Origin of the sequence: Enterovibrio sp. FF113, assembly GCF_041439165.1 — a bacterium.
GTDB lineage: Bacteria > Pseudomonadota > Gammaproteobacteria > Enterobacterales > Vibrionaceae > Enterovibrio > Enterovibrio norvegicus_A.
This window is the reverse complement of record NZ_JBGONO010000002.1, coordinates 158,976-172,535: the sequence shown is the minus strand read 5'-3', so window position 1 is coordinate 172,535 and position 13,560 is coordinate 158,976. Positions and strand designations below refer to the sequence as shown.

General features: G+C 46.3%; 9 protein-coding genes. 7 read left to right on the top strand and 2 right to left on the bottom strand.

Annotated elements, in window-relative coordinates:
* Positions 1–24 precede the first annotated feature (24 nt).
* The 7 genes from ACED36_RS02510 (at position 25) to ACED36_RS02480 (ending at position 6,942) form a co-directional block, all read left to right on the top strand.
* On the top strand, positions 25–1,281 hold the full coding sequence (locus ACED36_RS02510; protein WP_371732725.1) for a type VI secretion system ImpA family N-terminal domain-containing protein: 1,257 nt from the start codon (positions 25–27) through the stop codon (positions 1,279–1,281).
* 452 nt (positions 1,282–1,733) lie between these two features.
* The gene (locus ACED36_RS02505) at positions 1,734–2,723 is read left to right on the top strand and encodes an LPP20 family lipoprotein (RefSeq protein WP_371732724.1); all 990 of its coding nucleotides are present in this window, start codon (positions 1,734–1,736) and stop codon (positions 2,721–2,723) included.
* 2 nt (positions 2,724–2,725) lie between these two features.
* A complete protein-coding gene (locus ACED36_RS02500; protein WP_371732723.1) occupies positions 2,726–3,724 on the top strand; it encodes a hypothetical protein in 999 nt (332 codons plus the stop codon).
* Complete coding sequence (locus ACED36_RS02495; protein WP_371732722.1) at positions 3,724–4,326, top strand: LPP20 family lipoprotein; 603 nt, start codon at positions 3,724–3,726, stop codon at positions 4,324–4,326. Before ACED36_RS02500 ends, ACED36_RS02495 begins: the two co-directional genes overlap by 1 nt.
* Before the next feature lie 78 nt (positions 4,327–4,404).
* Positions 4,405–5,970 carry a transglycosylase SLT domain-containing protein gene (locus ACED36_RS02490; RefSeq protein ID WP_371732721.1) on the top strand — a complete coding sequence of 522 codons (1,566 nt, stop codon included), beginning with the start codon at positions 4,405–4,407 and terminating at the stop codon, positions 5,968–5,970.
* Positions 5,971–5,985: 15 nt separating this feature from the next.
* The gene (locus tag ACED36_RS02485) at positions 5,986–6,147 is read left to right on the top strand and encodes a hypothetical protein (protein WP_371732720.1); all 162 of its coding nucleotides are present in this window, start codon (positions 5,986–5,988) and stop codon (positions 6,145–6,147) included.
* 3 nt (positions 6,148–6,150) lie between these two features.
* Positions 6,151–6,942 (top strand): ETEC_3214 domain-containing protein, encoded by a 792-nt coding sequence (locus tag ACED36_RS02480; RefSeq protein ID WP_371732719.1) that lies wholly within the window; start codon positions 6,151–6,153, stop codon positions 6,940–6,942.
* Positions 6,943–7,011: 69 nt separating this feature from the next.
* Here the strand turns inward: ACED36_RS02480 and ACED36_RS02475 are convergent, their stop codons facing one another.
* Positions 7,012–11,553: an SslE/AcfD family lipoprotein zinc metalloprotease gene (locus tag ACED36_RS02475; RefSeq protein ID WP_371732718.1), complete on the bottom strand. Its 4,542-nt coding sequence runs from the start codon at positions 11,551–11,553 to the stop codon at positions 7,012–7,014.
* 361 nt (positions 11,554–11,914) lie between these two features.
* A complete protein-coding gene (locus ACED36_RS02470) occupies positions 11,915–13,417 on the bottom strand; it encodes a DEAD/DEAH box helicase (RefSeq protein ID WP_017005638.1) in 1,503 nt (500 codons plus the stop codon).
* Between the last annotated feature and the right edge of the window lie 143 nt (positions 13,418–13,560).

Genomic DNA, 13,560 nt, shown 5'->3' with positions numbered 1-13,560 from the left:
CGTCATGACTAAGGACGTATAACCATGGCGCAATGGATGTTAACTGACATCGATGGGGTAAAGTTAGCGGCAGATGATTCTCGTCTAAAAGACTCTGCCGACTATCAAAAGATCCGCAACGAGATAAACCGCCGTTTCAACCCATTGGCGGGATCGGTGGATTGGGAAAAAGTGCGCACATTGTGCGAGAAAGTGGCGACAACCGACGGGGCAGATTTGCTGGTGGCGATTTACTACACCGTCGCCTCACTGAAAACACAAGGTTTACCGGGTTTCGCTAATGGCTTAGAACTTCAAGTGGCTGTGCTTCGAGATACACGAGTGGATCAAGCCATGCCGCAAGCCAAGCGTATTGAGCTTTATCGTTGGATGCTGGGTCGTCTTGGTGAAGAGCTTCGTGCGATGCAGCCACAACTCAGCCAATTGCGCGACTTGTACCGTTGTGAACGTGCATTGCAAGCTATCGACCGAAACCTCTCGCAGCGAGGCAGCGAAAAAGTCGCCGATCTCGATGTGTTGGGCTTTACCGTTTTTGAACACATCGACCGTCTAGAAAACAGTTCGCATTCAGGCGTTATCACGCCACCTCCAGTCGAAACAAAAGTTAAAAAACAGAATGCTTGCGCATTGGTTTTTGTTCTCGGCGTCTTGTTAGGTGGCGCGTCACTTTATGGCTTGCAGTTCGTGCAGGGAAGCAGACCATCCCCTGCGTCAGAGTTAACTGTTGCGCTTACCGAGCCAAAGATTATCTCAGTGGAAGAGGCGCAGCAAATTCGTGAGGAGTTTGGCGCTCAGGGGTTGAAACACTATCAGTCGCAGTTGTTTAGTCGATATAGCGAAAAGCTATCGATGTTGTCTGAGGCAAATGTCGCGGATTCTTTTCGTTCGAGTATGGAATTGGCAGATAGTTTCCAATATCTATTTCCGGACTCTAAGGAAGCATTGGAACTGAGCGAATCTGTTCAGCGTTGGCAGTCAAGTGTTGCAGCGGACTTCGATGAGCTAAATGAGCGTTTCATTACAGCTAGAACTCGTGCAGCAAATGTTAGCCTTCTGGTGCGAACGGGAAGACTTGAGCAGTTACAAACGTTGGCCGTTGGGCTTGAGAACTATGCGATAAGTCTGTCACCTTTGATTGCTCGAATTACCTACGCAGAAAGGCTGATTCAAGAAGGAAATGTCCAACAAGCCGAAGAGGAGCTTCGTATAGTCGACAAAAACCTCAAATCTATTGTTATGAAGAATATGCTGCTTCAAGGAACGCTACGTAAAAGCAATTAGCTTAAATTAATTCACGTTCAACATCTAACTTCATTCAGAAGTACGACATGGCTGGCTGATAATTGGCCAGTTATGCTCTAAGGAATTTATTCCTCATTCCATTTGTATGTTTCAGATGGATTTCCTCTGCAAAAGTAACTCATTGCGAAATTATCAACTACCTCTTCCTTGTCATTCTCAATTGATCTCATCGTGAGACGATCTTATTTCGATCTTTAAAAGTAAAGTTTAAGTCGGATTTTTTGCAATAAATCCATATTCCTTATTGATAATTTAGACCTTTATCCAGATAATGCCCCGCGTTGTTTGGGTGGTGATTTTCGAAGAATGAGTTTAATTAAAGATGCTCTCTAAATAAGAGCTACTTATATTAATTTGAAAGTTTTGTTTGCTTGTAGTGACGACGAAACTTATTTTCCTTAAGTGTTAAAACTGACTGGTTTTCTTAAAGCATGATTAAAAAAATCTACGCCGCATTACTGCCTTTATTACTAGCTGGATGCCAATCTACGACACCGCCTGATTGGTATATTGTTGAGACGGTTAACGACCCAAGTTATATCTATTCGGTGGGAGAAGGGCGCAGCCTAAATCTAGCGAAAAAATCCGCGTTAAGCCAAATCAATGAACAGTTATGGACTCAGGTGGATTCTTCTTTTTCCAAAGATGACAGTTTTCGAAAGATTAATGATGGTGCGTTGAGCTACGAAAGCGTCAAAAGTACCGTCAATGCAAAGTCCGCGCAGTTGACACTTGTTGGCACGGAATATATGCGCAGTGAGCAGAATGATATCGCCTATTACGTGCAGGCTCGTGTGAAGCGTGACAATGTCAAAAGCCAGATAGAGAGCGAGCTGAGCCAAATCGAAAGCAATGCTGAGGCTCAGCTGAAGAACCTGTCACATCAAGATACGCTGACGTGGTGGTTAGAGAATAACGATTTAGAAGACGAATTGTCAGAGCTTTATGTGCGCATCGGTATTCTTTCAACGATGAACGAGAAAGGTGCAAATGAAATCACCTATCTGCCCAAATTGGTCGCAACAGTAGACCAAGTAAAGTCCAGCATTTTTGTTTACATAAAACCTGATGCTAATGATAAAAAAAGCGCAGCATTTGTCGCTGAGAAATTCGGCGCTGTAGGTATTAATACAACGACTCGAAAGTCTCGTGCGGTCTCACACGTTTTATCAATGCAGTCTGACTATCGTAAAAATATGGTTGGTGATGCATTTATCACCACAAAAGTTACCGAGTTATCTCTTAGAAATATAAAGGGACAAACTTTGTCCACGAGCGAAGTTATCTCAACCGGCAACTCGGTATCAAACTTTAAACTTTCCCATGAAGGTGCAGAACGCCATTTCTCCGCTCAAATCGAAGAGGAAGGTATTTGGAAATCATTGGGGTTAAAAATAAATAGTAATGCATTGGAGAAGTAGAAATGTTTAAAAAATCGTTAGTGGCAGTGGCTCTTACAACGTTAATTTCTGGTTGTCAGTTGACTCAAATCGACACGGTTTGTATGCCAACTGGCCAAGTAGATATTGAGAAATCACCTGTCGCAGGAAAAAAAGCTGAAGACATTAAAGTGATTGTTTTGCCAGTTGATATGGCTTTTAATGATCCAGCTAAAGGCCGTCTTCAAACTGTTTACCGTAACGATCTTGAAGCCACCATTGAAAAAACCGGCAGCAAGTTGGTTGACCGTAAGTTAGCAAACAAACTGAAAGGTGAAATCAAGTTAGCGGAACAAAGTGGTCGCTACAATAAAACCGGTGTACCAATCGCCGATCTAGCCATTATCACCGAAGTGACAGCCAGTGACCTTTCATACAGCTTCACTGAACGCCGTGAAAAAACCAATGACGAGGGCGAAACCAAGGTTTATCCCGCTCACTGTGATTTCCGCACTGAAGTGAAAGCCGTTGCCAAGGTGGTATCTTTGCCAGAGATGAATCTTGTTCAGCGTATTGAGCTAGCAAGCTACGACACATTTACTTCTGAAACTTCCAACTCTAAGTGCCCAATCTCTAACGCGCAGTATACCTCTATGGCAAGTGAAGCTGCTGCGAAATCAGTGAAGTACAACTTTGAGCTTCAAAAGCTGCTTGCGCCTTCTGCTCCCGTAATGGAAATGCGTCAGTGTGAAGCTGGCACCATGGTGAAAGTGGCAATGGGCTCAAACAAACGAATTCAACCTGGTGCCGATATCTCATTTTCTCAAGTATTCAAATCAGACGAAGGGCATATCGAAACATACACCGTGGGTGATGGATATGTTGTAAACCATGACAGTGACGCGGTTAAGCCAACCTTCTCATGGGTTGCTATCGATGAAGAGTTGTCTTTGAAATTGCGCAAGGGTGATACCGCTAAATTGGTTCCTGAAGAGTGTCCGATTTGGGATATTTCCTGCATGACCAATAGCTGGGGCAACTAATGACTAAGAAATCCCTTGTTGCTGTTTCTCTAGCGCTATTTCTTTCTGCTTGTTCGAACAATGCAACCGTTGAACAAAGTCAAAACTTTGCTGCATGTACTTTCCCTGACTCTCCGAAAGATGAAGCACCAGGTTGGGTATGTGATGTGATGCCATCAGACATTGGTATTGCTGCGACAGGTTATGCGAAGAAAAGCGCAGCGGGCATGAGCGTGATGCGCAAAGTAGCTGCGAATGAAGCGCGTGTTGCTTTGGCCTCTCAGTTTCAGACCGACGTGAACAACATGTTCAAACAAGCGGTTGAGTCCACCATGAGCACAAACACCGAAGACGGTGTGAGTGAATCTGTGATGGAAACGTTTGAAAATGTCACTAAGACAGTCGTGTCTCGTTCACTCACTGACAGCCGTGTGCTGGTTAGCCAAGTGAGCCCCACAGGTGGATTGTATGTGCTTGTTGGTATGGACCAAGAAGCCTACAAAGCAAACCGAAACGGCGCTATTGACGCTGTGGGTGAAGATGCAACGTTGTGGAATCAATTCAACAACGAGCAAGCGGCCGATGATTTGGCAAAAACGCTTGAGTCTCTGAAACAACTTTAAGCGCTTTGTGCAATTAAAGAATCGATCTTATGAGGTTATCGCGAGGTAACCTCTTTTTTATGGTGCTAGGTACCGATAATGGCGACGAATAAAATAAAAGCGTTGGCAGTGTGTATCGCTGTCGTATTGAATGCTCCCTCTCCATTGGCTACTGCAGATTCTTTTGCTGAGTTAGATAGAGAAGCAAAACGGGTGAATCAGCCTCAACAAGAAAAATTCGCTGAATTTTACCAATGGCTTGATAACTACTTGTCTGAGTACGAAGCGTGGCGAGATGAATACACCTTGAATTTAGACAAAGAACGTGAATTGCTGATTGACCAATGGGGTAGTGGTGAAGTGTCTGATTCAACCAAATCGGTTGAATATTCAGGCAGTAATACAGTGAAAAAAGTCGTTGATTATGATGATAATACGGCGACCATTTCAGTGTTAGTTGATGCAGACCAAGACGCATCATCAGCACGAGAAGCGCTTGAGGTATTGGAAGTTGATGGCCAAATACTGTCACTTAAAAATGCGAGTGAAGACGTCGCTTATGTTGATTATTCGTCAGTGCAAGAAGGCATTGAAAAGCAGTTCATTATCGACCAAATTCAGGTGCAAATGCGTGAACTTGACGTTCAAGCAGAGCGACTGATCCGTTCAAAAACGGGGATTCCAGAATCCTTTATTTATGAACGTGCACATAAGAAAAAAATCGCCCTTCTACAAACTGCTGCACCACGAATTACGTCGATAAGTGAACAGTTCAGAGCCAAACGCAAAGAACTGGGTATTTCTGAAACTGTTGAGGCGAAATCTGTCAAAGTTGTAGAAACCGCTGTTGCCGAAAACGTTGTCAGTTCACCGAAGGTCAACATTAAACCTACTGAACATGTTGAAACAGTAGCAACAACGTCACCCGATGAAATTTCATCGAAAGAAGACATCGCAAAGGTTGAAGCGAAGCCGGCGGTAACGGTGCAACCCGAAAAAATAGTCACCCAGATAGGCGAATTAGCCAAGGTTCAACCTGCAGAAACCAAAGTCGCGCAAGTGCAAACTTCAAGCGTTAAGGCCGACAAGAAAGTGGTGAGTTACAAAGTAAAATTACCAGAAAACTCACTAAAAAAACGCGCATCTACCTATCAACCATTGGTTGAAAAAGAAAGCGAGCGTTGGGAAATTGATGCTGCGCTTGTCATGGCAATTATGCACAGTGAATCTTCTTTCCGCCCTGATGCGAAATCACATGTTCCTGCTTTTGGCTTGATGCAAGTTGTGCCGAACAGTGCGGGTCACGACGTGAACAAATTGTTCCGTAAGATCGATTCTCCAATGTTGGCAGCAGACCTCTACGTTCCGCCTATTAACGTGGAGACGGGCACTGCCTATCTCAATATCTTGGATAAGCGCTATCTGAAGGTCGTTACCAACGAAGAAGCACGCCTTTACTGTGTGATTGCGGCTTACAACACCGGTGCTGGCAACGTTGCAAAAGCGTTCAACAAAGACAGGTCGACCAACATTCGTAAAGCCGCAGTGGTGATCAACAGCATGACGCCGGACGAAGTGTATGACCACCTGCTTGAAAACCTACCTTACGATGAAACCAAGAATTACCTGCGAAAGGTAAAGGGCCGAATCGCGATGTACCAATAATTCTGGAGAGCAAGCATGTTTAGGATTTTTGTCTTTGGCCTTATGGGCATTGGCGTATTTATCGGTGTGCGCTTTTCTGATGATATCAAGCAGTACGTGAGTCAAGATGAAATCGAAGCGTTCAGCGAACACGTGATTGAAACCGCAATAGAAAAACTGGAAGATTTGAAGGGGTAATGCATGTCGGTGGTTGAAGCCAACGAGCTAAATGAAACGCAGGTACTTGAAGAAATACAGCGTAGTAACTTAAAGGAACGTGTACGAGAGAAATGGGCCAAGACAATCACATTTGTCTCCATTGTAGCCATTGCCTTAGGTGGGCTTAACGACACAATGGATGCAATTGATAAGGTGTATAACATTACGCTTTCTCAGTTTACGGATATTCCTTCGCACAATAATCTGGAACGTGTATATATTCGCGCGTCTGAAGATGTGCTTGAGGAAACCTTTGGCGCGCCTGTTTACATTAAGAAATCGATGTCTGGCGATTTCATCAAATATTACAACGACAAGCGTTTTGTGCTTTCTGCTGTGACTCGTGATGGCGCAATTTCGGCTTTCCTTGTTTTTCCAAAAGAAGGTTATACACCGAATAGCGCGGAGCATGCGGGTGGTGAGGAACTGTTAGAAACCGCATTTTCTTCCAATGAAAGCGTGAGCGATATTCGAGTTAACTTCTCACGTTCAGTGAGCTACTACATTGAAGAGAACACGACGGGAACGTTCAGTAATCTTTATAGCTCTGTCGCTGGGTACAGCGAGTTTCTTGAGCCGTTAGACGAACAGAAGCAACGTCTGTTGTCAGAGTTATCGGATGGCTTGATGTTAGGTGATGATATTACCGAAATGGTGGTAAGCCTGAGAGACGCGGTAACGCCAAATTTCTATGGTTACAGCAACCAAGGCTTAGAAGTGCTTGAAAGTGCGATTCTGACACTGACGGAATACAGACTCATTACAAAGCAATAGGCCAAGTCCATTGTGAGCCACACGAAGAAGGGAGCCAAATGGCTCCCTTCTTTTATTTATTTTCAATGATTACAGCGCTGGCACTCCCACCGTCACCGAATCAATCGCAAGTGGATTGCGTGTAGGAAGCGGAAGCTTTAACGCACGAACTGTAGCAAGACCTTGATCAGTAACCCCTCCTGCGTATTGCGGTTTGGAAACGCCAGGCAAAATACTCGCTACGACACCTGGGTTCCACGCTTCAAAGAAGGCGGTTAAATCAGTTTGAGCGGCATAAGATGCACACAGCAGCAAAGCGTCACTCTTACCTAAGTTTGATTGGTAACATTGGTTCTCACCGACTAAACGCATCCCATTTTCAGATTGGTTACGTGTGAGGCGATGCATTAATTTGTAAAGGTTAAAGCCATTCATGCCAAGTTCTTGATTGTAGAAATCTGGCAGTTCGCCTTCGTACCATTGGGTGATGTCCAGCTCTGTGTCTGCCCACTCTTTTAGTTGTGCAAACATCAGCAAACGTTCACCTGCGCCACCGGCGCCCCAAGCGTGACCGTTTTCAGCAGCAACAAAATCGGGCGCGATGCGAATATCTCGCTCAACGCGCGACATGGTTCCGAGGTACTTTTGCTGCATGTACAAACCCAGTGCGTTGTTGGCCACTTCCGTTGCGCCTTCCACTGTCAGTGGGGCTTCAGCGGCGTTGTGGCCGACTTCATGCCAAATTAACCAATCGTTCAGAGGCGTTGTCGGTATATTTTCGCTGTCGGCATTAAAGCTGCTGTTCATCACCGGATAACCCGAGTGAGCGGCACCAATACTGATGGCAACATCGTTAACAAACGCATGGCGATTGTTTGATGTGTCTGAGTGGGTCGCTGCACGGTTGTGTTGTCCGTTAATGCCTTCGTCTCTCGCATAAAAGTCATTGAGATCTTTTGCGAAGGTATCAAGGTCTGCTGAAAACTGAGCAATTCCTCCCTCAATGTTTGCTGCGACCATGTTAGCTTTGGGTGCGGTGTAGATGAAGCTGTTGGACACCACATCTCCCATTGGAGCAGGGGAGTGCTGTGGATTCACCCACTCACCCTTATTGCCGTCAAACAAAGGTGCGGCGACCGTGCCGTTGAACGTGATATCAACGGCACTACTGTTGCCACCTTGCACGTAAATCAAACCGCCGTAAGGCACAGTAAATTCACCGCTGCTCATCAATGAGTAGCTTTGTTGCATGCGGGGTGGACGTTTCAGTGCAAGCTCGTGTTTCTCGCGCCCGGTCAAATCGTCATGCAGACCGATGGTGAAAGTAACAGGAGACGTATTCCCAGATACGCTGACTGTCACTTTTTTATGTGCAACGGCCCATTGCCCAGTGGCTTGTCGGTTGCCCGCGTAGTAAGCAACGGTATTTCCACTCATATCAAAGGTCAGGTCTTTGCCCGTATTGTCTCCGTCTGGCTCACCCGGGAACTGGCGGATATCCACTTTCACGTCGTAGTCCCAGAAAGAACGCCCCAGCATCAAACGCGTAAGAGGTTTTTCCATGTAGTTGAGCGGGTAACTTGGGTTCATTAGCCCTGCATATTCACCGGCATCTGCGCCATAGATCATCGCCATGTTAACCAGTTGATTGCCAAGCTCTTCTGGGCAACGCGTACCCTCGGCCCCAGTGTCTTTTGAATAGCAGTTTAGGAATTGGGTGAATTTTTCGAAGCCCAATTCGTCAACGAGATTCGCTTCATAGCGATAATCCAGATCGTTCCACAGCCAAACAGACATGTTGGTGTAGAGTCGATTCAAATCGACGCTGCTTAAACGTTCCCCTTGTTGACCACTGGTGCGGAAATAGCGCTCGTGTTGGTACAGAAGCTCAATGTTGGTGCCCAAGTCCGCCGCTTTGATCATGGCGCGTGCTTCTTTGTCTCCCAAATCCAATTTGGTATAGATTGGGCGAGACATGCCGCCAGTCAGCGGAACGTTATTTCCAGGACGATACTCAAGACAGTTGATTTCATAGTGGTAATTGGAATCAGTACATTCTTGATAAGTACGTTTACCCTCGACGGAAAATTTACTCAGTAAATCATTGATGGCTTTACGCAGTGACTTGGTATCAATAACTGGCTCGCCATGTGATACGTCAATATGACCGTTGTCATCACGGACGAAATGGTCTTCTTCACGAATAAACGCTCTATGAGCAACGTCTTTATCGTCTTCGCCTTTCTCCACGTAATAAGCAGTTTCCAGATTGGGTTTTTTATCCGGCTTATTGTTCAGGATGAAATCCCAAGTCACATTGCCTTGTTTATCAATGTTGTAAGGCAATTTAGGTTGCTCGCCGTTTTCACCATCAATAGCCGCGTAACGTTCGATGATGTAATGACCATATTCACGGTGTGAGCGCACGCGATCAACATAACCATCGTTCGGACCATTACCGTTTGGCACAACGGATTCGCCCATGCCAAAAGCAATGCCAGCCGCATCCAGCAAGCGACCTAGTTCGCCAGCGTCATTGGTTGCTCGTAAGGTTTCCATGACGAGAATGCTGCCGCCCTTAGACACGTATTCCATCAGTGCCGTGGTGTCATCTTGGCTCAATTTAGGACTGTGGGTATTGGCGGTGTGGGGAGGAAGATAGGAATCACCCGTTGGACCGTTGTAATCGAATCCGTTAATGATCAGTAGAGGCGTATCTAAAGGGTCAATGCCATCAAACGACTGGGTTTGCTCAGTGATCACATTGAAATCTTCAGCAATTACGTAGTCGGCTTGATGACCCAGGGTAATGCCTGCGCGAGTGAAATACACATGCGGAATGTTGGTGCCGACTTTGATCTGCTCATCAGCGTTGCGGTTTGTCAGATAGCGGATGACATTGCTGAAGAAATGCTTCATGTCATCGCCATCTTGTCCATTGGCACATTGACGATTACCGCCCCAAGAGTACCCGTCTGGACACACTAAGATCGAGTTGTAACGGGCGTTACCCATCACCATGATTTTGCCTTTACCTAATTCACCGATGCTGACAAATGGCAGGCCATAGGTGGCAGTGTTAGCACCCGCTAAATCAGGTTTCACCGTAGGGGATTCGGTGATGTACGCTAAGTCACGCTCGTCGTAGGCTTTAGGCTGACCGAATTCAATCCAATAGTTGTTGTCGTTACGCGCCATCATGACAGGGAATGCGCGGTTCGAAATATTCACCGCCGCTTGTCCACGCGCGGTGCCTACGCTGCCATAAAACCAAGTTGCATCGGCGAAAACATGGAATCTATCGACAGGCTTCCAACCTTGGGTGACGGCATCGTTGATGCCCCAAAGCTTGTTGATGTCTTCTTGAATGTTTTGCAACTCGTCGGTAGCAACACGAACGTCCGGTTGAGCATCAAAACGAAATGCTGAAGAATGACAGGTTACCCCGCAAATGGCGTCATCGATTTGTTTTGCAATCCCACGTTCAAACTGATGTTCAAACTCGGCAGGGACGGTTTGGGTTTGACCACCACCCACTTCAAGCTCGGTGTCTTTGTCGTTAAGAGACAGCGAGATCGCTTCGTTGATCACGTTAGGGTATTGCGCGAATACACGTTCAACGGTGTCATTGATTGAGAGTGTTTCCCCCTGCTTGGTCGCATAGCGATGAACCAGTGCTTCAGCATTGCGCCCACGTTGCTCAACGCCTAAATCAGCCAGCGTAAACCTAGTTTGGTTAGCGCGAAGGCCGCCTAGTTCAAAGGTATCGATACCGAACGAGAGGGTTTCGCCCCACACAAATTCAAACTCACCTGACGCGTTAGTTTTTCCACGAGAAGATCGGCTGAAGTAAGACAAACCTTGAACGGGCTTGCCATGCGAATCAGTGATGATCGCTTTAGACAGAATCGTTTCTGTTGGTTTGTACTGATAGGACTCTTCGGCGTTAGCGGAAACGAAACTCCCATTTAGATTTGTCGATGTGCCTTCTGACACTTCGGGTTCAACATCTGGCACGTGGGTGCTAGGCAGTTTGTCAGCAAGGTTCTCTTCAGCTGGCTCTTCTTCCAGCAATTTGTCGAAGTCTACGGGTGCTAAAGACAGGTCATTGTTGTAAGTCGAAGAAAACGCGAGTTCATCTTGAGTTGTCATCGAAGGGAAATCAATTTGATTGCCATGAATTGGTGCAACAGAAGTGATCAATGCTTGTGCATTACGCAATTTGTCTGGGCTATTGGCAAATTCATTCGCACTTTTCAGTGAAAGACGATGACGAACAATGGCCTCGCGGGTTCCCGATGGTTGTTCGTCAAAGATATGACTGAAAGAGGCCAGTACTGTGCCGTTGTATTCACAAACAACCGCATCGTTTTGAGAGAACTCAAACGCATTCGCCTGTTCACCGTTACAGGTGACCGAAGCGCCAAATACCTTGGTGCCATCTAGGGAGAATTCGCCAGCAATTATTGGGTCCGGCATACCCATATCGGGAGAGCCATCAGTTCCTTCTTCAGGAAGAACTGGGGCTGGTGTTTCAACGTCAACATCAGGCTGAAGGGGAATAGATGATTCGCTGTTACACCCTGCAAGGAGGGCAATGATGAGCATGGAAAGTCGTTTTTTATTATGCATTATTGTTCCAATGTGCCACTTAACGGCAGATAAATGGAGGGGGCTTTTCTATGAGGTACTTAATGAAAAAGCGGCACGTTTTACTGCAAAATTAAGGTAAAGACGAGTTTTATATGCAAAAACCTGAACGAGTGTTGTGTATGTGCACAAAGTGAGCATTTTTAAACCGTAAGATAATGAGATTATTGCAGTTTTAGTGGGAGGCGTTGATATGAGTGCGTAGTGGGGCAAGGTGAAACTACTGATACAAGATGCGAGTAAAATAAGGTCTTTTGTTGCGCTGAAACCGGTGATAAACCGAATAAAAAAAGCCAGATCAAACGATCTGGCTTTCTGTTTTGTGCGTTGCTTTCAGGCTAAATTAGCTCGCGTTTGCGGCGCTTTTTGACGGCGTACGACGACGGTTAGCGCCGGGTTTGCCTGCGTTGTTGCCTTGTGGGCGTTGACCATTGTTACCTTGTGGCTTACCACGTGATTGCGTTTGGCCTGCATTGTTGCCGTTGCGGCTGTTGCTGTTACGGTCAGTGCCTTCACGACGTGCTTGGCCTTCGCCAGTGCCTTCCGCTTTTTGACCTTGCTGTCCGCCTTGGCGTGGCTTGCGATTTTCAAATACGGCCTTGTCACCATTGCCTTTATAGCTAGAAGAGCGGCGTCCACCTGTTGGTGCACTTGGCTTCTTCGGTTTCTTGGCTCGGATTGGACGAGAATCCAGTTTAGATTCTGGCACTGGAATGCTTGGCTTAAAGCCCTGCAGTTCTTGGCGTGGCAGCAATTGCTGAATCAGACGCTCGATGCCGAACAGATCGTCCGCTTCGTCAGCACAAACCAACGAGATGGCTTTACCCACTTCGCCAGCACGACCAGTACGACCGATACGGTGAACGTAATCTTCCGCAACGTTTGGCAAGTCAAAGTTAACCACTTGTGGTAACTGTGGAATATCGATGCCGCGAGCAGCAATGTCAGTGGCAACCAACACACGCACTTCGCCAGATTTAAAATCAGCCAGTGCTTTAGTACGCGCGCCTTGGCTCTTGTTACCGTGAATGGGTGCAGCGGTAATGCCTTCTTCATTGAGGAAATGCGAAAGCTTGTTTGCACCGTGTTTTGTGCGGCTGAAGACCAGCACCTGACGCCAGTTGCCTTCTTTGATTAGCTTAGTCAGCATTGCTGATTTCTTTTTCTTGTCGGCAGGGAAAATACACTGCTCAACAGTACGCGCCGTCGAGTTGGCAGGCGTCACTGAAATTTCAACAGGATTGTTGACCAAACCTTTTGCCAGCTGACGAATTTCATCAGAGAAAGTTGCTGAGAACAGCAGGTTCTGACGATTTTTCGGCAGCAGATCTAGGATTTTTTTGATGTCACGGAAGAAACCCATGTCCAACATGCGGTCAGCTTCATCAAGAACCAGCACTTCAAGCTGAGAGAACTTCACGGCATTTTGGTTGTAGAGGTCAAGAAGACGACCCGGTGTTGCCACCAAAATCTCAGTACCTTTACGTAGTGCTGTCATTTGTGGGTTAATTTTAACGCCACCGAAAACAACCGTTGAACGAAGGCGCAAGTGCTTGCTGTAAACCACAGCGTTTTCATGGATTTGAGCGGCAAGTTCGCGCGTTGGCGTCAGGATAAGAACGCGAGTGTGATTTGGTTTAGCACGTTCACCTTGGCTCAATTTTTCAAGGATTGGCAGGACAAATCCAGCGGTTTTACCTGTACCGGTTTGTGCTGCAGCCATGACATCCTTGCCTTCCAGAACAGCAGGGATAGCCTGTGCCTGAATTGGAGAAGGCGTCGTGTAACCCTTCTCTTGTATCGCTTTAAGGATTGGTGCAGAAAGACCTAACGAGGTAAAACCCATATTTATAATTCTCAATAAGATTACGTCCCAAAATGGACGGCTGATGGCACATTCGCCAAGTCAGTAGGGAAAGGGGCGCTATTCTGAGGCTTTTGATCGTTATCATCAACGACTATCGCTATTTAATTTGCAATACTTTATCG